Below are 22986 nucleotides of genomic sequence, written 5' to 3'. Positions count from 1 at the left end.
GGTCATGCGCCGCGGCGCAACGCCTTCACGAGCTGATTGCTCGTGTTGCGCAGTCTCTGCGCGAGCAGCTGCGTGAGCTTCACGAGCAGCTTGGCGCCGGTCGCCGGGTGCATCGCGATCAATCGGGCGACGCCGTCGCGGCTCAGCACCGCGGCATCGACCGCCGTGAGCGCCCAGCAGCTCGCATAGCGCGGCTCGCCGTCGATCATCGACATCTCGCCGATCACCGCGCCTTCGCGCAGCACCGCGAGCCGCGTGCTCTCGGTCACTTCCTCCGTCATGCCCTCGCCGCCCACCTTGCGCTTGCCCACGTCGACCGTGCCCGAAAGCAGCACCATCAGCCAGTCGCTCGGGTCGCCTTCGTTGATGAGCACCTGCCCCGGGCGCGCGCGAACGTGCAGCATCTGCTCCCCCACGAGATCGGCCTCGTTGGGCGTGAAGTCCTGCAGCAGCGTCGACTGCTGCAGCAGCTCGGGCCGCGTGGAGAGGTGGTCGCAGCAACCGAGAATCTCCAGGCCCGCGTCCTGCAGTTGCTGCTCGAGGGGAAGCGCCGTCGCCATGGCCCGCGATTCAGCGCTGGCCCTGCAGCCAGCGCGCCACTTCCTGCGCCGCTTCGTCGGTGGCCGCGGCAAGCGCGCGCACGCCGCCCGATGCATCGGGCGACGCCGCCGGGCTTTGCAGGGTGATCGTGCGCTGGGCGACCAGCCGCTCGCCGGCCGACGTGTTGTCCAGAAGCGTGCAGCGCAGCCGCACGAGCCCGAAGCTCTTCGCCTGGCTTTCGAAGTAGTGCGTGAACTCCTCGAGTTCGATGCGCAGCACGCGCGGCTTGGCGCCGCCGCTTCGCACGAGCGCCGCCGCCTCTTCGTTGTCGAGCACGAGGCGGTCGCGTCCGAGATGCTCGCGGATGCGCTGGCGCACGAGCTGGGCGGGCGGCGCGCTCCACCGCGCGAGCGAATAGGGACGCACCTGGTTCGCATCGGCGTACCCCAGGCGATACATGATCGGCGTGCCTTCGAAGGTCGAGGAGACGTCGACTTCCGCGAGCAGGATCGGCGGCTGCGTGAGGTTGCCGGGTGCCACACCTGCCGCGACGACGCCCGGCCCGAAGTCGTAGAGCGTCGGACGCACGGGCTTGTCCGGCAGGATGGAGGAGCACGCCGCAGCGAGGCTCGCCGCGAGCAGCACGAGAAGTCGGAAGGGTCGAAGAGAAAGCATGTTCACTGCGCGCCTCCCGGTGCCGCGAAACCCGGCTCTCCGGGCCCGGGCTGCACCCGGCCGCCGCCGAAGATGAGCGACTGCGGATTGTCCTGCAGATTGCCGACCGTGCGGCCGAACTGCCTGAGCGCATGCGAGGCCTCTTCGGTCACGCGGTTCAGGCGCGGCAGCGTCGCCATGTTGACGTTGTCCGCCGCGTGCGCGAGCGCCTGCGTGCCTTCGGCGAGCTTGTCCATCGGCCCGTCGCGCGCGTTCAGCCGCTTGGCGGTCTGATCGAAATCGTTCACGGTACGTCCCACCTCCTCGGAAGTCCGCGTGATGGACCTGAGCGTGACTGTCGCCTGGTCGAGCGCCGGGTCGAGGTGCTTGGAAGCCGTCTCGTCCAGCCGCGACGCGAGCTGCTTCGCGCTGCCCGCGGCGTCGTCCAGTCGCGCGAGCGCGGAGGCGAAGCGCTTCTGGTTCTCGTCGTTCAGCACTCGGTTCACGCGGCCGGCCACCTCGTTCACGCGGTCCATGATCTCCTGCCCGCGGTCTTCGAGCTGCGCGATGAGGCCCGGCTCGAGCGGAATCTCGGAGTCGGGCGGCAGGACCGCCGCGGGCTTGCCGTGGTCGGAGAGCTGGATGAACGCGAGACCTGTCACGCCTTGATAGCTGAGCGTCGCGAACGTGTCGCGCGTCATCGGCGTATCGTTGCCCACGGAGAGCTTCAGCAGCACATTGCCGGGGCGCGCGGGATCGAAGCCGATGTGGGAGACCTTGCCGACGTCCACGCCGCGAAACCGCACCGGCGCCTGCGGCTGCAGCCCTGTCACGGTGAGCCGCGTCGTGATGAAGTAGCTGTCGCTCGGCCCGCTCTCGCGCGTGAGCCACGCGGCCAGGAGCAGCAGGAAGAGCGTGAGCGCGGCGACGAAGATGCCGGCAGCGAGGGCGTGGGCCTTGTTTTCCATCGCGCAGTCCCTTTCAGGCTACACGGCGAACGGGTATTCGCGCAGCAGCTCCATTGCGCGCTGCCCGCGTTCGCCGAGGAAGAAATCGTGGATGAACGGATGCGTGTACGCGATCACGTCCTTCGGCGCGGCCGCCACGATCACGCGCTGGTCGGCCAGCACCGCGATGCGGGTGGAGAGCTCGAAGAGCGTGTCGAGGTCGTGCGTCACCATGATCACCGTGAGTTCCAGATCGCGGTGCAGCGACCTGAGCAGGCTCACGAAGGCATCCGAGCTGTCCGGATCGAGCCCGGCCGTCGGTTCGTCGAGCAGCAGCAGCGGCGGGTCCATGACGAGCGCTCGCGCCAGCGCCGCGCGCTTCACCATGCCGCCCGAAAGCTCCGACGGCATCTTGTCCGCGTCGCCGGGCTTCAGGCCCACCATGCGCAGCTTCACCATCGCGGCCTTGCGGATCAGATCGGCAGGCAGCGTCTTCAACTCGCGCAGCGGAAAGGCGATGTTTTCGAGCACCGTGAACGCCGAGAAGAGCGCGCCATGCTGGAACAACATGCCCACGCGGCTGGCAGCACCCCTGCCGGAGAGCCGCTCCACCGGCTCGCCTAGCACGCGAATCTCGCCCGCGCTCGGCGTTTCCAGCCCGAGGATCTGCCGCAGCAGCACGGTCTTGCCGGTGCCCGAGCCACCGACGATCGAAAGCACCTCGCCCCGTTTCACGGCGAGGTCCAGATCCTTGTGCACGACGACGCGCTGGTCCGGCAGCTCGAACACGGTGGAGAGCTTGCGAATCTCCACCATCGGCAGGTCCTTGGGCGGCAGCGTCGGCTCCGGCGGCGCGTGGTGGATGCCGTGCTCCATCAGGGCCCTCCCACGTCCTTGAACAGCACGGCGAACGCGGCGTCGATCAGGATCACGACCGTGATCGCCGTCACCACGGAAGCCGTCGTGCCCTGGCCGAGGCTTTCGGTGTTCGGCTTCACGCGCAGGCCGAAATGCGAGCCGATCATGGCGATCAGCACACCGAACACGATGGACTTCATCGTGGCCAGCGTGAGGTTGCTGAGCGGTACCGCCTTGGGCAGCGCGTTCATGAAGAAGGTCGGTGTGATGTCGAGCGAATAGTTCGCCACGAGCATGCCGCCCGCAAGCCCCGCGAGCGTCGTCCATACGCTGATGAGCGGCATGCCCACCGCGAGCGCGATCGTGCGCGGCAGCACGAGCCGGAAGCTGTGCGAGATGCCCATCACGCGCATGGCGTCCAGTTCGTCGGTGACGCGCATCACGCCGATCTGCGCGGTGATCGAAGAGCCCGAGCGCCCCGCGATCAGGATCGCCGCGAGCATCGGCCCGAGCTCGCGGATGAGGCCGATGCCCAGGATGTCGACGATGAAGGCATCGGCGCCGAACTGCCGCAGCTGCCGCGCGGTGAGGTAGGCGAGCACCACGCCGATCAGGAAGCCCACGAGCGCGGTGATCGGCAGCGCCGTGGCGCAGATGCGGTACATGTTGCCCGAGACGTCGCGCCAGGGGCCTTCGTGCGGCAGCACCGCGAGGCGCAACGCATCGAGCGAGATGCGGCCCAGCAGCGCCACGAAGTCGCGCGCATGGCCGAGAAAGCGCAGGATGCTCGCCCCGAACTCGAGGTAGACGTCCACAAGCCGCAGGCGGCGCCTGGGCGGCGGCGCCATCGTGAACTGCGCGACACGTTCGAGCACCGCGCGCTGGCCGGGCTGCAGTTCGAGCTGCGGCGGCCATTGCTCGCGCCAGTGGCTCCAGAGCATCTGGGCGCCCACATGGTCGATCTGGCCCGCACCGCGCAGGTCCCACGCGAGATCGGGCCGCGCGGCAGGCAGCGCACCGCGCAACCGCCTGAAGAGGCCCGGACGCGCGAACTGCGCCGCCGTCCACTGGCCTGTCAGGCGTGCCACCCCGCCGCCCGCGGCGGTCGCGAGTTCGATGCGGGGAGTGTCGTCCGGCATGGTCTGCCATCCTAAGGCACTCGGCGCCGCGCCGGGCGGCAAGCACGGCAGGAAGGCCGCGGCTTCCCCGGGCCGGATCGTCGAGCCGCGCGGCTGGATCGCCAGGGCGCCTTCGCGCTAGACTGCCTGCGTTTGCGTCCCAAGGAAGTTTTCCATGAATGCACCTGACAAGGCGATCCACGGCGCGGACGTCGCGTCCATCGGCCACTGGATCGGCGGCAGGACCGTCGCGGGCACGAGCGGCCGCAGCGGCGACGTCTTCAACCCCGCCACGGGCCGGTTGTCCGGCCGAGTCGCGATGGCGAGCGGCGAGGAAGTCGCGCAGGCCGTCGCTTCGGCGAAGGCCGCCTTCCCCGCCTGGGCCGACATGCCGCCCATCCGCCGTGCGCGGGTGATGTTCAAGTTCCTCGAACTGCTCAACGCCGAGCGCGACGAACTCGCGCGCGCCATCACGGCCGAACACGGCAAAGTGTTCACCGACGCGCAGGGCGAAGTGACGCGCGGCATCGACATCGTCGAATTCGCCTGCGGCATTCCGCAACTGCTGAAGGGCCAGTACACCGACCAGGTCTCCACCGGCATCGACAACTGGACGATGCGCCAGCCGCTGGGCGTGGTGGCGGGCATCACGCCCTTCAACTTTCCGGCGATGGTGCCGATGTGGATGTACCCGGTGGCGATCGCAGCGGGCAACTGCTTCGTGCTGAAGCCCAGTCCGCTCGACCCGAGCGCCTCGCTCATGATGGCCGACCTGCTGAAGCGAGCGGGCCTGCCCGACGGCGTCTTCAACGTCGTGCAGGGCGACAAGGAGGCCGTGGATGCGCTGCTGGAACATCCGGACGTGAAGGCGGTCTCCTTCGTCGGCTCCACGGCGATCGCGCAGAAGATCTACGAGACCGGCGCCCGGCACGGCAAGCGCGTGCAGGCGCTCGGCGGCGCGAAGAACCACATGGTCGTGATGCCCGATGCCGACCTCGAGCAGGCGGTCGACGCGCTGATCGGCTCGGCCTTCGGCTCCGCGGGCGAACGCTGCATGGCGATATCGCTCGGCGTGCTCGTGGGCGACGCGGCCGACCGCATCATGCCGCTGCTGGCCGAACGCACGCAGAAGTTGAAGGTGAAGAACGGCACCGAGCTCGACGCCGAGATGGGCCCCATCGTGAGCCGCGCGGCGCACGAGCGCATCGCGGGCTACATCGGCACGGGCGAAGGCGAAGGCGCGAAGCTCGTGGTGGACGGCCGCAAGTTCCAGGGCGCGATGGCCGGCGCCGGCTGCGACAACGGCTTCTGGATCGGCGGCACGCTCTTCGACGATGTGAAGCCGGACATGCGCATCTACCGGGAGGAGATCTTCGGCCCGGTGCTCGGCTGCGTGCGCGTGAAGGACCTCGCCGAAGCGGTGGAGCTCGTCAACTCGCACGAATACGGCAACGGCGTTTCGCTCTTCACGCGCGACGGCAACACGGCGCGCGAATTTTCGCGGCGCGTGCAGGTCGGCATGGTGGGCGTGAACGTACCGATCCCCGTGCCGATGGCGTGGCACGGCTTCGGCGGGTGGAAGAAGAGCCTCTTCGGCGACATGCACGCCTACGGCGAAGAAGGCGTGCGGTTCTACACCAAGCAGAAGTCCATCATGCAGCGCTGGCCGGAGTCGATCGGCAAGGGGGCCGAGTTCGTGATGCCGACCGCGAAGTGAAGAGACTCCTCTCCCCTCCGGGGAGAGGGCAGGGGTGAGGGGCCCGCGTGAGCGACAACACCACCTTCGACTACATCATCGTCGGCGCCGGCACCGCCGGATGCCTGCTCGCCAACCGCCTCACGGCCGATCCGGGCGTGCGCGTGCTGCTTGTCGAGGCCGGACGCCGCGACGACTACCACTGGATTCATATTCCGGTCGGCTACCTGTACTGCATCGGCAATGCGCGCACCGACTGGCTCTACCACACGCAACCCGACCCGGGTCTGAACGGCCGCACACTTCGTTATCCGCGCGGCAAGACACTCGGCGGCTGCTCCAGCATCAACGGCATGATCTACATGCGCGGCCAGTCGCGCGACTACGACGGCTGGGCGCAGCTCACGCAGGACGCCGCGTGGACCTGGGACAACGTGCTGCCTTACTTCAGGAAGCACGAGGACTACTACAAGGGCGCGGACGCCCTGCACGGCGCCGGCGGCGAATGGCGCGTGGAACGCCAGCGGCTGCGCTGGGACATCCTCGATGCGTTCGCGCAAGCCGCGCAGCAGGCGGGCATCCCGCACACCGAGGACTTCAATCGCGGCAACAACGAAGGCGTCGGCTATTTCCAGGTGAACCAGAAGAACGGCTGGCGCTGGAACACGGCCAAGGCGTTCCTGAGGCCCGTGTGCTACGGGCGGCCGAACTTCGAGATGTGGACCGCGGCGCACGTCGCGCGACTCGTCGTGGAAGCAGGCAGCGACGGCGGCAAGCGCTGCACGGGCGTGCAGGTGTGGACCGGCCATGAGATGACGACCGCGACCGCCGCGCGCGAAGTCCTGCTTGCCGCGGGCAGCATCGGCTCGCCGCAGTTGCTGCAGCTGTCGGGCATCGGCGCTGGCGAGCTGCTGCGCAAGGTGGGCGTCGAAGTCGTGCATGAGCTGCCGGGCGTCGGCGAGAACCTGCAGGATCACCTGCAGATTCGCGCCGTGTACAAAGTGCGCGGCGTGCAGACGCTCAACACGCTCGCGGGCCACTGGTGGGGCAAGCTGCGCATCGGCCTGGAATACGCGCTGAAGCGCAGCGGCCCGATGAGCATGGCGCCTTCGCAGCTCGGCGCCTTCACGCGCAGCTCGCCCGAACGCGCGTGGCCCGACATCGAATACCACGTGCAGCCGCTCTCGCTCGATGCGTTCGGCGAGCCGCTGCATGCGTTCAATGCTTTCACGGCGAGCGTTTGCAATCTCAATCCGACGAGCCGGGGGTGGGTGCGCATCGCGAGTCCGCGCTTCGAGGATGCGCCGGCCATCGCGCCCAACTACCTGAGCACCGCCGAGGACCGGCGCGTCGCGGCCGAGTCGCTGCGCGTCACGCGGCGCATCGTCGCGCAGCCCGCGCTCGCGAAGTACGAGCCGCAGGAGTGGAAGCCCGGGCCGCAGTACCAGAGCGACGATGAACTCGCGCGGCTGGCCGGAGACATCGCGACCACGATCTTCCACCCGGTGGGCACGACGAAGATGGGCGCCGAGGACGACCCCCTGGCCGTGCTCGATTCGCGTCTGCGCGTGCGAGGCATCGCGGGCCTGCGCGTGGTGGACGGCGGCGCGATGCCGACGATCACGAGCGGCAACACGAATTCGCCGATCCTCATGATGGCCGAGAAGGCGGCCGAATGGATTCGCGCGGACGCGCGCGCGTGACCCGGGGCGCTCACCGCCTTCAGCGGATGCCGCCGATGTACCCGCGCTCCGGCGCCTGCTGCTCGTCCTCGGCGCGCGACTTCGGCGCGGGCCGATGGGGCTCGATCACCGCGCGCTCGAGCTTGTCGGCCCAGACGGCGAGATCGGGCTCCTTGTCTTGCACGGCTCGCACGCGGGCAAACCGCACGACGGCCTGCGCGTACTCGACGTTCTCGGCCATCCACTCGGTATCGGTCACGCGCCCGGTCTTGCGCCGCAGCAGCACGTGCAGGTGGGCGGCGATCGCCACTTTCTCGCTGACCAGCATGGCGTCCTCCTCTCGATGGGCTCAGGTGCCCAGCCGCTCGCGATGCTGGCCGATGTCCAGACCCGCCTGTTCCACGCGCTCGTCCACGCGCAGCCCGACGATCACCTTCGTGACGAGCAGCAGCGCCGCCGTCATGACGAGCGCGTAGCCGAAGACCGCGGCCAGCCCGATGAGCTGCACCGTCACGCTGCCTTCCACGCCGCTGATCGCCTTGCTCGCGAGGGCGCCGGTCAGCAGCGACCCGACGAACCCGCCCACCGCGTGCACGCCGAACACGTCGAGCGAATCGTCGGCGCGCAGCAGGCGCTTGAGCCCCGTCGCGCCCCAATAGCAGGCGACGCCCGCGAGCGCACCGATCAGGAGTGCGGACTGAAGCGTGACGAAACCCGCGGCCGGCGTGATGGCCACGAGCCCCGCGACCAGACCCGAACACAGGCCCAGGAGCGACGGGCGCCCCCGCACGACCCATTCGGCGAACATCCACGTCATCGCGCCGGTGGCGGCGGCCAGATGCGTCACCGCCATCGCGAGACCCGCGCGTCCGTCGGCGGCGACGGCCGATCCCGCATTGAACCCGAACCAGCCGACCCACAGCATGCCGGCCCCGGCCATCGTGAGGCCGAGGTTGAACGGCTCGAACGCCTCCCTGCCGTAGCCCCGGCGTGGGCCGAGCATCCACGCGCACACGAGCCCCGTCACGCCCGCGTTGACGTGCACGACCGAGCCGCCCGCGAAGTCGAGCACGCCCATCTGCGCGAGCCACCCGCCGGGCTCCCACACCCAGTGCGCGACGGGCGCGTAGACGAGCAGGGACCACAGGCCGATGAACAGGAGCATTGCCGAGAAGCGCATCCGCTCGACGAAAGCGCCCACGACCAGCGCGGCCGTGATCACCGCGAAAGTGAGCTGGAACATCGAATACACCGACTCGGGCACGTTCGGCGCGACGTGGCTCACCATCACCTTGCCCGCATCCTTCAGATAGTCCATGCCCGTGAAGAACAGCCGGCTGCCGTTGCCGAGCCAGCCCGTGCCGGGCGTGAACGCCCATGAGTAGCCCACGGCGAACCACAGCACGCTCACGAGTGCCGAGATGGCGACGACGCTCGCCATCGTGTTGATCACGCTCTTTCTGCGCACCATCCCGGCGTAGAAGAGCGCGATGCCCGGCAGCGTCATCAGGAGGACGAGCGCGGTGGAAGTGAGCATCCAGGCCGTGTCGGCTGCGTTGAGCGTCGATTGCGCGACGAGCGTCGGCCGGGTGATCGGCGCGGCGGCAGGCGTCTGCGCCCATGCGGCCTCGAAACAGCCGATCCACGCGAGAGCAAAGCTCGCGGCCGCACGTACATTCCTGCGCATGTTTCTTCCATCCTCTCGGTAGGCCCCAACATGCGACGCATCGCATTTTGCGTGCCACGGGGCACGCGGCACACAGCGGGCGTGAGCTTGGTGCATGGGCGAACTTTTCGCTTCGCTTCAGGCGAAGTTCTTCATCAGGGTGGGAAAGTCCGGATGCACTGAGGCTGTGCAGTCGCCTACAGTCCGCGCACTCGCATCGCGCTCCCCATGGCGGGGCGTCCGAAGAGCGAGGGACCGAGGAGACAAGAACCCCCGAGAACTCGAAGAATCGTTTTTGCCCGGTGCGGCCTTGCGGGCCGCAGCGGTTGAAGGCGCCACGATCGTGGCGCCTTTGTTTTTTGTGCCGATAATCCCCGCATGGACGACATCGTTCGCCAGGCGATGGCCAAGTGGCCCAACGTGCCGCATTGCTACGGCTGGCTGGGCCTCGATGCGCGCGGCCAGTGGTACATGCGCGATGACCGCGCGCAGGCGGCCGGACCGTTTCCGCAAAGCAAGGGGTCGCTCCTGCGGCATGAGAAGCTCGTGGACTTCATCCACCGCAACTACGAGCGGGACGACGAGCGCCAATGGTTCTTCCAGAACGGGCCGCAGCGCGTGTACGTGGAGCTCGAGTGCACGCCGCTCGTGTGGCGCATCGGCACGGACCGCGCGATCACGGCGCACACGGGCCGCGATGCGCGGCTGCGCGAAGTGATCCTCGACGAAGCGGGCCGGCTTTATTTCGACACCGACATCGGCTTCGGGCTTGTGCACACGCTCGACGTGCCGCAGGCCGCGGACGCGATCGAAGAGGGTGTGTGGACGCCGCGGGAGCTGGCGTCGCAAACGTTTCCGGAGCGCTTCGGCTACGTGCTGAGTCCTGCCGCGCTGCACGGGAACAGCCGGGTGTGACGGCTCCGATGCGAGGTTCTGCCCTCGCGTCCTCGGGCTTTGCTTCGGCGCTTTGCTTCGGCGATTTGCTTCGGCGATTTGCTTCGGCGCGTTGCTCCGGATTACTTGGCCGCGCCGACCATGTATTCCACGGCAGCCTTGACGTCGGCGTCGGAGGCGGAGGAGCCGCCCTTGGGTGGCATGGCGCCCTTGCCGTGCAGTGCGTGGTCCACGAGCGTGGGCATGCCTTGCGCGATGCGCGGCGCCCACGCGGCCTTGTCGCCGAACTTGGGCGACCCGGCGACGCCGGTCCCGTGGCAGGCAAAGCAGGTGGACTTGTAGAGGGCTTCGCCCGCGCCTGCGGCTGCGGCCGGCGCGGCTTGCGGCGCGGCGGTTGCCACGGTGGCGGGCGCGGGGGCCGGCGCAGGCATCGAAGCGGCGGCGGTGGCCGGAGCAGCTGCGGGCGCCGAAGCGGCGGCGGTGGCCGCTGGTGCTGCCGCGCGTTGCGGTTCGGGGAACTTGGCGCCGGCTGCGTTGGCCATGTAGGCCACGCCGCGCGCGACTTCGACGTCGTCGAAATCGCCGCCGCCCTGGGCCGGCATGTTGCCCTTGCCGTGCAGGGCTGAGTTCAGGAGGGCTTCGAAGCCGGTGCGGATGCGCGGGGCCCAGGCGGCTTCGTCGCCGAACTTGGGGGCGCCGGCCGCGCCGGTGGCGTGGCAAGCGGAGCATTGGGCCTTGAAGACTTCCTCGCCGGTCTTGAGCGGTCGGTTGGCGTCGCGGATCTCGACCGTGCCGACCTTGCGCAGCCGCTCGGCGACGCCGCGGTCGAGGTCTTGGGCGGAGAGGCCGCCCAGGGCGTAGGCCTCGGCTTCCTTGCTGCCCGAGGGCTTGTTCTCGGCGACCACGTACGCGACGAGCGCGATGATCACGAAGACGGGCACGAAGAAGGCGAAGAAGACGGTCGCGAGCAGCTGCTGGGGAGTCTTGATGGGACCGGTGTGGGCTTCTTCCTGCGTCGTGTCGCTCATGGCGTCCTCGGTAAATGCGGTCTTCTTTGAATCAACCGGCGATTATAGCCAGCGCACCCCTGCCGCCCCTGAGCGGAGAGGCAGCCCCCGGCCATGAGGGATAATGCGATCCACGCTCGTCGAAAAGCGATGCGGCTGTAGCTCAGTGGATAGAGTATTGGCCTCCGAAGCCAAGGGTCGTGGGTTCGATCCCCGCCAGCCGCGCCATCGTTCCTGAATCGCTAGTCATCACACTGGAGCCGTCCTGGTTGGGCGGCTCGATGACATTCACGACAGAGGCCCATACCGGAGCACTGAGTCGGAGTCCGGAGCAGGTTCGGCCTCAGGGTTCGCCGCCCCGTTCGGATCCGGCGCCACCACGATCATCGAAGTCGGGTCATCCTCCGCATCGGCCCAGTCAACCGAGGCGCGATTCGTGGCCGCAGCGACGACCGCATCGACCACGTCGCCGAGCGATAGCGTGGACTCCATTCTTGGACGACCACGCTTCGGCGGATTCGAACGAACATCGAAGAAACGCACGAGGCCTCGCTCGAAGCCAGCTTCAACCCCCACCGTGTAGAGCGCGACGTAGGCCGCATCGCAACGAGACGCGTGGGCCGCCAGTGCTGCATCCAACCTGCTGGTCCTCGATCGAAGCTTGATCACCGCATTCGCGAAAGACGAGGGCGCCCGTTCTGTCTTGTCCGCGCAGCTCGCGAGGGGCAGGAAGAAAATTCCGACCATGAACGCATGTGGAAGGTGCTCATGCACCACTCTCACCTCGTCGCCCAGTTCGTACATCCGCCCCGTGAGGTTCTTGTCGTAGTTGCCGGACGATCCATCGACGAAGTTCAGCCCTTTGAGGGAAACGCCGATCTCCAGGCCAAGCACCGCATCGGCAACCGTTACGTCGATTCGCTTGCTGACGCCGGCACCCAAGGGAGTGAGCGGTTCGGTCCCGTCCGAAAGCGCGACGGGCCGGACAGCTTTGTCGCTCAGCTCGGAATGTGCGCGAAAATGTCTCGCAATAGTCACTGCGCAGGCATCTGCGAACTTCTCGCTCCAATTCCGCTTCTCGTTCTGGCTTCCTGCTTCCGGCCTCGCGCCAGCGTGGTCGAGTGCCTCGACAATCCCGGGTTCCGGTTTCAGGTCTGCCCAGGTCATCGCACTATGCCGCCAGTTCGGCCACCCTCTTTCCGGGCGCAAAGAGGGGAAGTGTTTCGAAATGGGAGACGTGTCGCCACAAATCGGCAACGAAGTCCGGGTCGAACCGCAAGGTGGATCGCGACACGCGATCCAGGAACCCCGAGGTGGCACGCGGCGATAGCGCAGGTGCTGTCTTCACGTCCACAATTTCCGTGAGGTGGTGATAGGGAGCAGCCATCGGCCAGTGGCTTGCCTGAAACTCCCACACCGAACCCCGGTGCCCGTAGGCCGCATCCGGCCATTTCGAGCCCTCCCAGCGTTTCGATGGGACGACGACGTCAGCCGGGTTCATCAAGCGACTGACAAGCCAATCGGCCACCCCCACCGTGACGGCATTCCCCACCAGCTTCCACCGTGGCCCATTTCGCGTGGATTCCTGCGCGGGCGCAGTCCAGCCGCGAGCAAACCCTTGCAAGTCTTCAGCTTCCTCGATGGTAGGCACGACGAACCTGCGCCCGACAGCTGCGCCGGGAACCCAGATCGCAGGCGGCGAAGGGATGCCAACCGTCGAGCCACCCTTCAACGGGGGTACAGCGTCCCGCGCCCAACCCAACCCCGAAAGTCCTTCGGTCCAATAGAAGCCGAATGCATCCGCTCGCAATGAGGACTCGGGCGGTTCACCGGTCTCATCGGAGAAGAGAACCTCGCGGGGATCGTGCCGACGCGATGCGACGAACAGTACCCTGTGCCGGCGTTGCGGCACGCCGGAAAATCGAGAGTCGACCAACCGGTAGGCCCAGCGGAACTTGAGCTCCTCCAGTCGGCTTACCAGATAGGCCATCGCTGCACCGTTGTCGAGAACCAGCATGTTCCGCACATTCTCGAGTACCAGCCACTCCACATCCTGACTTTCGAGAAGCCGAAAGACATGAGCGACGAGGCCGGATTCGCTGCCCGAAATACCGGCCGTTCTTCCGGCCTGCGAAAGATCGGTGCATGGAAACCCTGCCGTAACTATGTCAACGCCCCGGGGAAGCTCCTGCAAGCTCCTGATGTCGCCATGCAGCTTGACGCCCGGAAACCGCTGACCAAGCACATCGCGTGAGGCATCCCACACATCGCACATCAATTCGGTTTCGATCCCCCGCTCATGGAATGGGAGTTCGAGCCCCCCGATGCCCGAAAACAATCCGACTGTCTTCATGTTGTGGCGCGCTTCCCCAGCTTGTTCCGGGCTGATTATGCATCCAGTGCCCTCCATTTCCCATTCGGGCGATGAAGTGCGTTGCGCGAAACCGTCAGAGTCCCCCAGTGGAAGTGCGTCCACGGTCGAGGAATCGAAGCACGCGCCGACCAATGCGCTTCAGGTCATCGAGCTCGCATTGCCACACGATGAGCACTCCCCATCCTGCAGCTAGAAGTGCAGCTTCTTTGGCCCGGTCGCGCGCCACGTTGGACGCGAACTTGGCCCTCCAGAACTCGGCTCGGGTCTTCGGGTGAGTCGCAAGGCCGCAATTGTCGTGGCGATGCCAGAAGCAGCCATGAACGAAGACGACCTTCTTCCGAGAAGGAAAGACGATATCGGGGCGTCCAGGCAAGGCCGTGTCGTGAAGCCGATACCTCAAACCCTGCGCGTGCAGCCAACGCCGAAGCCGAAGCTCGGGCTCCGTGTCTTTCGTGCGAATCCGGGCCATGAGCTCGCTTCGCTTCTGGGGTGACAAGGTGTCCAAGCGGCCTCGGGAAAACAGGGACGAATCGGATTCTCGCCGAACAGACCCCGCTCGGACCATGCCGTCCACGGCCCCTCGAAAAAAACATTTGTAGCCATCGATATGGTACAAATACAATTATCCGGCCGCTTCCGGCCGCCCTACGCTCTTCCCATCCGTGGACATCGTCCAGAACCTCTCCTTCGGCTTCTCCCACGCGCTCACCTTGAGCAACCTCATGTATTGCGCGATCGGCTGCGTCGTGGGAACGCTGGTCGGCCTCCTGCCGGGTCTCGGGCCGCTCGCCACCATCAGCATCCTGCTGCCGCTCACGTATTCGATTCCGCTCGGCGGCGCGCTCATCATGCTGGCGGGCATCTACTACGGCGCCCAGTACGGCGACAGCGTCTCCGCAATCACGATGAAGATCCCGCACGCGAGCTCCATCGTCGCCTGCATCGACGGCTATGCCATGACGCTCAAGGGCAAGACGGGACTCGCCCTCTTCACGGCCGGCATCTCGAGCTTCATCGGCGGCACGGTGGCCATCCTCGTGCTCGCCTGGTTCGCGCCGATGCTCGGCGAAGTCGCGTTCCTCTTCGGCCCGGCCGACTACTGCGCGCTCATGGTCGTGGGCTTTTTCTGCGTGAGCTTCGTGACGACGGGCAGCCTTCTGAACGGCCTCGCGATGTGCCTGATCGGCATCCTGCTCGGCCAGGTCGGCACCGACGTGAACAGCGGCATGCAGCGCTTCACGCTGGACCTGCCGCAGCTTGCCGACGGCATCGGCGTCGTCTCCATCGCGCTCGGCTGCTTCGGCATCGCGGAGATCACCAAGAACCTGGACAGCCGCTCGGAACGCTCGCCCTTCAGCGGCACGATCCACCTCATCCCGACCTGGGCCGAGTTCAAGCGGATCATCCCGAGCGCGCTGCGCGGCAGCCTCGCCGGCTCCTTCATGGGCATCCTGCCCGGCGGCGGCACGGTCATCGCGCAGTTCGCGGCTTACGCCATCGAGAAGAAGGTGTCGAAGTACCGGCACGAGATCGGCCAGGGCGCCATCGAAGGCGTGGCTGGCCAGGCCGCGGCCGACGAAGCCGCCGCGCGCACGAGCTTCATCCCGCTCATGTCGATCGGCATCCCGGAAAACGCCGTGATGGCCCTCATGATGGCCGCCTTCATCATCAAGGGTGTTCAGCCGGGCCCCAACATGATCGCGGGGCACCCGGATCTCTTCTGGGGGCTGGTCGCCTCCATGTGGGTCGGCAACGTCTTCCTCATCACGCTGAACGTGCCGCTCGTGCGCTACTGGCTGTCGGTCTTCAAGATTCCGTACCACGTGCTCTTCCCGGCGATTCTCTTTTTCTGCTGCATCGGCACGTACAGCGTCAACAACAATCTGAACGACATCTTCACGACCGCCCTCTTCGGACTGATCGGCTACATCATGATGCGGCTCGAACTCGACCCGGCGCCGCTCATGCTCGGCTTCATCCTCGGGCCGATGCTGGAGGAGAACTTCCGCCGTGCCCTGCTGCTGTCGCGCGGCAGTTTCCTCGTGTTCGCCGAGCGGCCGATCAGCGCATCGCTTCTCGGCCTGGTCGCGGCCTTCGTGGCGTGGCAGACGGTCAGCTTCTTCTGGCGCGCCCGCTCGGGCAAGGTGGATTCGGGCGGGCTCTTGCAAAAGCTCGAACCCGAAGGCTGAGCACTCGGGCCGCCGAAGGCGGGCGGTGCTTCAGGTCTCGAGCGTCACCTCGAGCGCGACGAGAAACCGCGCGACCATGTTGTAGGTCGCAATGGCCGCGGTGACCTCCACGAGCTCCGTCGTCGTGAAACGATCCTTCAGGCGCGCGAAGAGCGCGTCGTCCACCTTCACCTGCCGCGTCATCTGGGCGGCATAGAGGACGACCATCTCCTCTTCGTCGGACATCGAACCCGGCCGCGTCGAAGGTTCCGCCGCGACGTACGCTTCGAGTGCCCGCAGCTTCTCCTGCGTTCCGCCGGCCGCGAGGTAGTCGGGCGCGTGATGGTGGTATTCGTAGCGCGCGCCGGTGATGAGCGCCACCGTGCAGATGCCCAGTTCTCGCAGCATCCGGCTCGCGCCCAGCCCCGTGCGCACGGCCTGGAGATAAGTGTTCCATCCTTGCGCGAGCGGCTCGCTCCAGAGGAGCGCCCGGTCGAGGTTGATGAGCGTGCCGCCGCGCCGCTTTCGGATCGCCTCGACGAGGTCTTCAGGCTGCGGCTTGCGCTCGGGGGTCCAGTCGGGGATTCGCATCGTGTCGGTCTCCAGAAGGCTTCGGCTGCGGCGTGTACAAGTGGCAGGCGACGAGCGATGCGCCGACCCGCACGGTGGGCGGCTCCAGATGGCGGCACGCATCGAACGCGTGCGGACACCGCGGATGGAAGCGGCAACCCGCCGGCAGTTCGTCCGCGGCGGGCACATCGCCTCGCACGGCGAGACTCTGTCGCGCCCGCGCCTCGGTCGGCCGCGTCTTCGGCACCGCATCCATCAGCATGCGCGTGTAGGGATGCAATGGGTTCGAATGCAGTTGCGCTGCCGGCGCCACCTCCGCGAGCCGCCCGAGATACAGCACGCCGATGTCGTCGCAGATCGCACGCGCGACGTCCATGTTGTGCGTGATGAAGAGATAGGTGAGATCGAGACTCGCCTTCAGATCGGCGAGCGTCGCGAGCACTTGCGCGCGGATCGACATGTCGAGCGCGGAGACGGGTTCGTCCGCCACGATGAGGCGCGGCCTGAGCGCGATCGCGCGGGCGATCACGACCCGCTGGCGCTGGCCGCCGCTCAGCTCATGAGGAAAGCGGTCGAGGAAGCGGTCGGCCGGCGAAAGCGCCACCGTCTCCAGCAATTCGCGCGTGCGCGCCGACACTTCGCGTGCGGAGAGCCCGGTGTGCAGACGCAGGGGCAGCGACACGATGTCGCAGACGCGCTTGCGCGGATTGAGCGCGGCCGAGGGGTCCTGGAACACGGCGGCGATCTCGCCTCCCCGGCGCGCCGCGCCTCGCGCGTACATGTCTTCGCCGTCGAAGAGGACGCGGCCGCCGGTCGGGCTCACGAGGCCGAGCGCGATGCGCGCGATCGTCGATTTGCCCGACCCGCTTTCGCCCACGAGGCCGAACGTGGACCGCGCGCGGATCGCGAGCGAGACACGATCGAGCGCAACGACGGGGCGCTGCGAACGGCGCAACCACCCGGGGCGGCGGTACTCCATGCGGACATCGTGCAGCGACAGCAAGTCAGTCATCCGACGGCCCCAGCCAGCACCAGGACGAGTGCGTGCCCGCGCGGCGCAACGGCGGCTCTTGCGCGCTGCAGCGCGCCGTCGCATGCGCGCAGCGCGGGTGAAACCGGCAGCCCGCCGGCGGCGCGAGCAGGTCCGGCGGCAACCCCGCGAGCACGGCATCGCGCAGCGACCCGCCGGCCGCGGGCGCCGAAGCCGCGAGCAGCGCCTGCGTGTAGGGATGCGCCGGGCGTTCCAGCACGTCGAACACCGTGCCGCGCTCGACGATGCGGCCCGCGTACATCACGCAGACTTCGTCGCAGATTTCCGCGGCGACGCCGATGTCGTGGGTGATGAGCAGGACGGCCGTGCCGTGCGCGCGCTGCAGGTCGCGGAACAGCTCGAGGATCTGTGCCTGCGTCGTGACGTCGAGCGCCGAGGTCGGTTCATCGGCGATCACCACCCCGGGCCCGCACGCGAGCGCGATCGCGATCAGCACGCGCTGGCGCATTCCGCCGCTCAGCTCGTGCGGGTACATGCGCGCCGCGCCGGGAGCCAGCCCCACCTCCCTCAGCAGGCCCTGCACGCGCGAAGCGACGGCGGCGCGAGGCGCGTCCTCGTGCGCGAGGAATTTCTCCGCGATCTGCTCGCCCACGCGCATCACGGGGTTCAGGAAGGTGAGCGGGTCCTGGAACACCATCGCGACTTCGCGGCCGCGCAGTTGCCGCCGCTCCCGCGCGCTCATCGCGCTCACGTCCCGGCCACCGATGTGAATCGTTCCGGCTTCCATCCGCGCGCGCGGCGGCAGCAACCCTGCGATGGTGAGTGCCATCGTGCTCTTGCCGCAGCCGGATTCGCCGACGATGCCGAGCACCTCGCCCCTGCGCACCGAAAGGTCCACGCCGTCGACCGCGCTCAGTGCGCCTTGCGGCAGCGCGAAGACGGTCTTCAGGCCCGTGACCTGCAGCGCCGGCATCGGCTGCGCGACCGCGGTGCGGGTGTCGCTCATGCGCCGGGGGCCGAGACCAGCGCGCCGCGGCGCGGGTTCAGCACGTCGTTCAGGCCGTCGCCCACGAGGTTGAAGCCGAGCACCACGAGCACGATCGCGGCACCGGGAAACACCGAGAGCCACCACGCCTGCCGCATCAGCGGCTGGCCGTAAGCCAGCATGGCGCCCCAGCTCGGATGGTTCGCATCGGCGAGGCCGAGGAAGCTCAGGCTCGCCTCGGTCAGGATCGCGCGGCCGACTTCCAGGCTCGCGTTCACCACCACCGGCGCGAGCGCATTGGGCAGAATCTCGACGAACGCGATGTACCACGCGGGCGCTGCCAGCACGCGCGCCGAAAGCACGAAGTCACGCTCGCGCAGCGTGAGAACCTCGGCGCGGATCAGGCGCGCGGTGAGCGGCCAGCTCAGCATCGCGATCACGAGGACCACCACCCACACGTCGCTGCCGACGATCGCCACCAGCACCAGCGCGACGAAGAAACGCGGCAGCACCTGGAAGAACTCCACGATGCGCATGAAGACCTCGTCGACGAGGCCGCCCGCGTAGCCCGCGAGCAGGCCGACGCCGATGCCTGTCAGCGTCGCGAGCAACGCCGACATGGCGCCGACCATGAGCGACACCCGCCCGCCGTATGCGATGCCCGCGAGCATGTCGCGGCCGAGGTCGTCGCTGCCGAGAGGAAATTGCGAGGAAGGCGCGGACAGGAGCGGCGCCACGCCGACCTTCACATACGGTTCGGCCGCGATCAGCGGGGCGAAGACGGCGGCGAGCGTGAAGAAGCCGATCACCGCGAACCCGAAGAGCGCCGACTTGTGGCGCGCGAATGCCGCGGAGAAATCCCACGCACGCGAGCCACCGCCGCCGCCGGCCAGAAGTGCGAGGGCTCTCATCGCACGCGAATCCGCGGATCGATCTTCGCGTACAGCAGGTCCGTGGCGAGGTTCGCGAGCACGACCGTCACCGACACGACGATGAGAATGCCCAGCATCAGCGGGTAGTCGCGTGCGATGAGCGCCTGATGCAGCAGTCGCCCGATGCCGGGATACGCGAACACCGTTTCCACGAGCACGGAACCCGCGAGCAGGAAGCCGATCGTGTAGCCCGCCGTCGTCACGACGGGCAGCAAGGCGTTGCGCAGCGCGTGGCGCCGGAAGACCTCGGATTCGCGCAGGCCCTTCGAACGCGCCATGGTGATGAAGTCGAGCGTGAGCACTTCGAGCATGCTCGCGCGCGTGAGGCGAGTGATGAGCGCGAGGTGGAACGCACCGAGCGCGATCACCGGCAGCACGAGGTGGCGCGCGCGGTCCAGCACCATCGCCCAGCCGGTGCCCGGTGAGCGCACGTCCATGAGGCCGCCCACGGGGAGCCAGCCGAGCTTCAGCGAGAAGACGAGGATGAGCAGCATGCCGAGCCAGAAGGATGGCACGGAATAGCCGAGGAGACCCACCACGGTCGCCGCATGATCGGTCGCGGAAAAGGGCCGCCGCGCCGCGCGCGTGCCGAAGAACACGCCCGCCGCGACCGCGAGCGCATAGCTGATCGACACGAGCAGCGCGCTTTGCGGCAGCCGTTGCGCGATGACGGAAGCCACCGGCTGCTGGTCGAAGTAGATCGACATGCCGAGATCGCCCCGGCAGACGCGCCCGACGTACGAGAGGTACTGCTGCCAGAGCGGCCCGTCCAGCCCGAAACGCGCGCGCACTTCGCGCACCAGCGACTCGTCGTACTGCGCGGCCTCGCCGATGATCATCACGATCGGGTCGCCCGGCGCGAGGCGCACGAGCAGGAAGTTCACCGTGACGACGGCGAGGAGCAGAGGCACGGCCGCCGCGAGGCGGCGCAGGACGAACAAGCCGTAGTTCAACCCGATGCCCGGTAGGTGTCTTCGAAGTTCTCGTGACCGTCGGCGGAGTGCGTCGTCACGTTGCGCAGACCCGCGCGATATGCCGAGAGGGGCACCCACTGCTGCAGGGGCAGTGCGGGCAGGTCGCGCAGGAAGATCTCCTGCAGCTGGCCGACCAGCTCCTTCTTCTTGAGCGGATTGGCTTCTCCGAGCGCACGGTGCGTGAGGTCGTCGATGTCCTTGTTGACGTACGTGCCCACGTTGCCCATGAGCTTTCCGACGTTTTCGGAAACGAAGAGGCGCTGCACGCCCGCCACCGGATCGGGCCCGCCCGTCCAGCTCGAGTGGATGTAGAGCTGGAACTTGCCGTCCTTCGCCATCTCGAAGGCGAGCGCGCGCTCCACGCGCTTCACGCTCACTTCGATGCCGACGTCGGCGAGCTGATTGCGGATCACTTCGACCGTCTTGTCCAGGTCGGGGACGCCGTTGTGCGTGAGCAGTTCGAGCTTCAGGCGAGTGCCGCCGGCCCCGGGCTTCAGCCCCGCGGCATCGAGCAGTTGCCGCGATGCCGCGACGTCGTGCTTGAACCGCGCGGGCACACTGAACTTCGCATCGAACTCGGGGAACTGCTTCCAGAGGAAGCTCTCGCCCACGGCATACTGCCCGCCGGTCGCGATGCGGGTGACGGCTTCCGCGTCGATCGCGCGCGCCACCGCCTGCCGCACGCGCACGTCCTTCAGCGCCGGGTCCTTCAGGTTGAACGTCATGAGCCGGTTTTGCGACAGCGCGATGCCGCCGACGCTGCTCAGCTCGATGCCCGGCTTCGCCTTCAGGCGGGCGACGTCGCTCACGGGCACCCAGCGCGGCACGAGGTCGACCTCGCCGGTTTCGAGCGCGGCGACCGCGGTGTTCACGTCCGGCACGAACTTGAAGAGCACGCGGTCGAGGTAGGGCTGGCCGGGCTTGAAGTAGTCGTCGAAGCGCGCGAGCTCGATGTGGCTGCCCTTCATCCATTCCTTCAGCTTGAACGGCCCCGTGCCGACCGGCCGCAGGTTGGCCGGGTTCTTCGCGACGTCCGTGCCTTCGTACACGTGCTTCGGCAGGATCGCCGCGTTGAAGATGTCGAAATAGAACATCACGAACGGCTGCGTGCGCTCCATGACGACGGTCTGCGCGTCGGGCGTGTCGACCTTCGTGATCATCTCGAAGATCGAGCGGTTCGGGTTGAGCTTGGGCAGCACCTGCTCGAACGTGAACTTCACGTCTTCCGAAGTGAAGGGCTTGCCGTCGTGCCACCTCGCGCGGCGCAGGTTGAAAGTGATCCGCCGCCCGTCGGGCGACACGTCCCATTTCTCCGCGAGGTCGCCTTGTGGCGTGGGAAAGCCCTTCTCCGGAAAGCGCAGGAGCGAGCTCAGGATCTTCGCGCCCACGAGGTGGTCCGCCCAGCTCGTGGTGGTGGCGAGGTTGAGCTGGCGCGGCTCGAACGTGGTCGCCACGACGAGCGTGCCGCCGCGCTGCGGCTGCTGCGCGAACGCCGCGGGGAGGCTCCCCGCCAGCAGGGCCGCGGCGCCCGTGCCATTGAACGCGCGGCGTCTCATGAGGCCACGCGCGTGCGCATCACCTGCGCCATCGCGTCCTCGAGGATGTTCAGGCCGCGGTCGATCTCTTCGTCCGTGGTCGTCATGGGCGGAACGAAACGGAACACGTTGCGCCGGCCCGGCCCCGTGCCGCGCAACTGGATGATGAGCCCGTTCTTCAGGCAGAGACGGTCGATCTCCGCGGCCTCGCGGTTGGCGGGCGCCTTCGTCTCGTGATCGGTCACGAGTTCCATCCCGAGCAGCACGCCGCGCCCGCGGATGTCGCCGATGATGTCGTAGCGCTTCGCCATGTCCCGGAACGCTGCCTTCATCCGCTCTTCGATGCGCGCGGCGCGGCCGGGGAGGTCCTCCTCCACGATCACGTCGAGGCTCGCCACGCCGGCCGCGCACGCCATCGGGTCGGTCGCGTGCGACCGCGTCGCGAAGAAGCCGTTCGCCACCGCCTTCTTCGCGACCGCGTCGGAGGTGCACACCGCGCTCACCGGCATCCCGCCGCCGAAGTGCTTCGAGAGCGCCATGATGTCGGGCACCACGCCCTGATGCTGGTAGCCGAACATCTTGCCCGTCTTGCCAAGCCCGGTCTGGGCTTCGTCGAAGATGATGAGCATGCCGCGATCGTCGCACGCCCGGCGCAATGCCTGGAAGTAGCCGGGCGGCGGCTCGATCACGCCGCCCGCGCTCACGATCGGCTCGGCGATCACGGCGGCGGGCTTGCTCGTGAAGTTCGCGTCGGCGAGCTCCATGCTCGCCTTCAGGCACAGGTAGTCGCAGCTCGGGAACTTCGCGCCCACCGGGCAGCGGTAGCAGTGCGGCGTCAGCATCGCGGAGGTGGCCGGCGCGATCGCCGCATGCTTGCCGCGCTTCCAGGCGAAGCTGAGCGAGCGCGACAGGAACGACGTGGAGCCGTGCAGGCCGTCGTGCATGCCGAGGATGTCGAGGCCGCCCGTCGCCTTGCGAGCGAGGTCCACCGAGGCCTCGATCGTGTCGCTGCCCGTCACGAGGAAGAGCGTGCGCTGCAGCGGATCGTCGAAGAGGTGGCCGAGCCGCTCGTGCAGTTCGAGGCGCGGCACGTTCAGCATGATGTTGGAGGCATGCACGAACGATTCGGTCGACTTGCGGATGCTTTCCATCACGCGCGGATGCCGGTGGCCGATGGCCGCGCCCATCTGGCCCGACTGGAAGTCGAGGTACTCGTTGCCCTCGATGTCCACCACCGTGCTGCCGTTGGCGGCCGCGAGGATCGGGCGCTCGTCGATGCCGCCCATGTAGCTGCCTTCCTCGGTGGGAATCACCCACTGGTCGAGGATTTCCCGGGCGTGGTTGCGGTCCATTCGGTGGCTCCTGTGGGGCAAGGGTCGATGGCAAAAGAGTCGC

General features: G+C 67.7%; 22 protein-coding genes and 1 tRNA gene. 5 read left to right on the top strand and 18 right to left on the bottom strand.

Annotated elements, in window-relative coordinates; genetic code table 11:
- Window positions 1–2: 2 nt before the first annotated feature.
- From VHA82_RS08675 to VHA82_RS08655, 5 genes are read right to left on the bottom strand one after another with little or no spacing between them, the layout of a single operon-like run.
- Window positions 3–560 carry a cyclic nucleotide-binding domain-containing protein gene (locus VHA82_RS08675; protein WP_325542524.1) on the bottom strand — a complete coding sequence of 186 codons (558 nt, stop codon included), beginning with the start codon at window positions 558–560 and terminating at the stop codon, window positions 3–5.
- A gap of 10 nt (window positions 561–570) precedes the next feature.
- A complete protein-coding gene (locus VHA82_RS08670; RefSeq protein WP_325542557.1) occupies window positions 571–1215 on the bottom strand; it encodes an ABC-type transport auxiliary lipoprotein family protein in 645 nt (214 codons plus the stop codon).
- A 2-nt stretch (window positions 1216–1217) separates the two neighbouring features.
- On the bottom strand, window positions 1218–2162 hold the full coding sequence (locus tag VHA82_RS08665) for an MlaD family protein (RefSeq protein ID WP_325542522.1): 945 nt from the start codon (window positions 2160–2162) through the stop codon (window positions 1218–1220).
- A gap of 18 nt (window positions 2163–2180) precedes the next feature.
- Window positions 2181–3017 (bottom strand): ABC transporter ATP-binding protein, encoded by an 837-nt coding sequence (locus VHA82_RS08660; RefSeq protein WP_325542520.1) that lies wholly within the window; start codon window positions 3015–3017, stop codon window positions 2181–2183.
- Window positions 3017–4138 carry an ABC transporter permease gene (locus tag VHA82_RS08655; RefSeq protein ID WP_325542518.1) on the bottom strand — a complete coding sequence of 374 codons (1122 nt, stop codon included), beginning with the start codon at window positions 4136–4138 and terminating at the stop codon, window positions 3017–3019. Before VHA82_RS08655 ends, VHA82_RS08660 begins: the two co-directional genes overlap by 1 nt.
- Before the next feature lie 154 nt (window positions 4139–4292).
- On the opposite strand from VHA82_RS08655, the gene VHA82_RS08650 reads away from it, so the two are divergent.
- Window positions 4293–5834 (top strand): CoA-acylating methylmalonate-semialdehyde dehydrogenase, encoded by a 1542-nt coding sequence (locus VHA82_RS08650; protein ID WP_325542516.1) that lies wholly within the window; start codon window positions 4293–4295, stop codon window positions 5832–5834.
- 47 nt (window positions 5835–5881) lie between these two features.
- Window positions 5882–7516: a GMC family oxidoreductase gene (locus VHA82_RS08645; protein ID WP_325542514.1), complete on the top strand. Its 1635-nt coding sequence runs from the start codon at window positions 5882–5884 to the stop codon at window positions 7514–7516.
- Window positions 7517–7535: 19 nt separating this feature from the next.
- Here VHA82_RS08645 and VHA82_RS08640 read toward each other — a convergent pair whose 3' ends face one another.
- Both VHA82_RS08640 and VHA82_RS08635 read right to left on the bottom strand, forming a co-directional pair.
- Complete coding sequence (locus VHA82_RS08640) at window positions 7536–7823, bottom strand: hypothetical protein (protein ID WP_325542512.1); 288 nt, start codon at window positions 7821–7823, stop codon at window positions 7536–7538.
- Between the two features lie 21 nt (window positions 7824–7844).
- A complete protein-coding gene (locus VHA82_RS08635; RefSeq protein WP_414708636.1) occupies window positions 7845–9182 on the bottom strand; it encodes an ammonium transporter in 1338 nt (445 codons plus the stop codon).
- Window positions 9183–9539: 357 nt separating this feature from the next.
- Between VHA82_RS08635 and VHA82_RS08630 the strand changes: the two genes are divergently transcribed.
- The gene (locus VHA82_RS08630) at window positions 9540–10076 is read left to right on the top strand and encodes a DUF2946 family protein (RefSeq protein ID WP_325542510.1); all 537 of its coding nucleotides are present in this window, start codon (window positions 9540–9542) and stop codon (window positions 10074–10076) included.
- Window positions 10077–10177: 101 nt separating this feature from the next.
- Here VHA82_RS08630 and VHA82_RS08625 read toward each other — a convergent pair whose 3' ends face one another.
- Window positions 10178–11083 (bottom strand): c-type cytochrome, encoded by a 906-nt coding sequence (locus VHA82_RS08625; protein ID WP_325542508.1) that lies wholly within the window; start codon window positions 11081–11083, stop codon window positions 10178–10180.
- 131 nt (window positions 11084–11214) lie between these two features.
- Between VHA82_RS08625 and VHA82_RS08620 the strand changes: the two genes are divergently transcribed.
- Window positions 11215–11290 (top strand) — tRNA-Arg (locus VHA82_RS08620).
- A 60-nt stretch (window positions 11291–11350) separates the two neighbouring features.
- Here VHA82_RS08620 and VHA82_RS08615 read toward each other — a convergent pair.
- The 3 genes from VHA82_RS08615 to VHA82_RS08605 all read right to left on the bottom strand — a co-directional run bounded on the left by VHA82_RS08615 (window position 11351) and on the right by VHA82_RS08605 (window position 14001).
- The gene (locus tag VHA82_RS08615; RefSeq protein ID WP_325542506.1) at window positions 11351–12229 is read right to left on the bottom strand and encodes a hypothetical protein; all 879 of its coding nucleotides are present in this window, start codon (window positions 12227–12229) and stop codon (window positions 11351–11353) included.
- A 4-nt stretch (window positions 12230–12233) separates the two neighbouring features.
- Window positions 12234–13415 carry a DNA (cytosine-5-)-methyltransferase gene (locus tag VHA82_RS08610; RefSeq protein WP_325542504.1) on the bottom strand — a complete coding sequence of 394 codons (1182 nt, stop codon included), beginning with the start codon at window positions 13413–13415 and terminating at the stop codon, window positions 12234–12236.
- A 94-nt stretch (window positions 13416–13509) separates the two neighbouring features.
- The gene (locus VHA82_RS08605) at window positions 13510–14001 is read right to left on the bottom strand and encodes a very short patch repair endonuclease (protein ID WP_325542553.1); all 492 of its coding nucleotides are present in this window, start codon (window positions 13999–14001) and stop codon (window positions 13510–13512) included.
- A gap of 97 nt (window positions 14002–14098) precedes the next feature.
- Here VHA82_RS08605 and VHA82_RS08600 point away from each other — a divergent pair, with 97 nt between their 5' ends.
- A complete protein-coding gene (locus VHA82_RS08600; RefSeq protein WP_325542502.1) occupies window positions 14099–15625 on the top strand; it encodes a tripartite tricarboxylate transporter permease in 1527 nt (508 codons plus the stop codon).
- Window positions 15626–15655: 30 nt separating this feature from the next.
- On the opposite strand, the gene VHA82_RS08595 is transcribed toward VHA82_RS08600, so the two are convergent.
- From VHA82_RS08595 to VHA82_RS08565, 7 genes are read right to left on the bottom strand one after another with little or no spacing between them, the layout of a single operon-like run.
- Complete coding sequence (locus VHA82_RS08595; protein WP_325542500.1) at window positions 15656–16195, bottom strand: carboxymuconolactone decarboxylase family protein; 540 nt, start codon at window positions 16193–16195, stop codon at window positions 15656–15658.
- Window positions 16152–17186 carry an ABC transporter ATP-binding protein gene (locus tag VHA82_RS08590; protein ID WP_325542498.1) on the bottom strand — a complete coding sequence of 345 codons (1035 nt, stop codon included), beginning with the start codon at window positions 17184–17186 and terminating at the stop codon, window positions 16152–16154. The genes VHA82_RS08595 and VHA82_RS08590 overlap by 44 nt, the downstream gene beginning before the upstream one ends.
- Window positions 17179–18171, bottom strand: a complete 993-nt coding sequence (locus VHA82_RS08585; protein WP_325542495.1) for an ABC transporter ATP-binding protein — start codon at window positions 18169–18171, stop codon at window positions 17179–17181. The genes VHA82_RS08590 and VHA82_RS08585 overlap by 8 nt, the downstream gene beginning before the upstream one ends.
- A complete protein-coding gene (locus VHA82_RS08580; RefSeq protein WP_325542493.1) occupies window positions 18168–19061 on the bottom strand; it encodes an ABC transporter permease in 894 nt (297 codons plus the stop codon). Before VHA82_RS08580 ends, VHA82_RS08585 begins: the two co-directional genes overlap by 4 nt.
- Entirely contained in the window at window positions 19058–20035 is a 978-nt protein-coding gene (locus VHA82_RS08575; protein ID WP_325542491.1) for an ABC transporter permease, read from the bottom strand. The genes VHA82_RS08580 and VHA82_RS08575 overlap by 4 nt, the downstream gene beginning before the upstream one ends.
- Entirely contained in the window at window positions 20032–21612 is a 1581-nt protein-coding gene (locus VHA82_RS08570; protein WP_325542489.1) for an ABC transporter substrate-binding protein, read from the bottom strand. Before VHA82_RS08570 ends, VHA82_RS08575 begins: the two co-directional genes overlap by 4 nt.
- Complete coding sequence (locus VHA82_RS08565) at window positions 21609–22943, bottom strand: aspartate aminotransferase family protein (protein WP_325542487.1); 1335 nt, start codon at window positions 22941–22943, stop codon at window positions 21609–21611. Before VHA82_RS08565 ends, VHA82_RS08570 begins: the two co-directional genes overlap by 4 nt.
- Between the last annotated feature and the right edge of the window lie 43 nt (window positions 22944–22986).

The sequence above is a fragment of the Ramlibacter sp. genome, assembly GCF_035548915.1.
Lineage (GTDB): Bacteria > Pseudomonadota > Gammaproteobacteria > Burkholderiales > Burkholderiaceae_C > Ramlibacter.
This window is presented reverse-complemented; position numbering and strand designations above follow the sequence as displayed.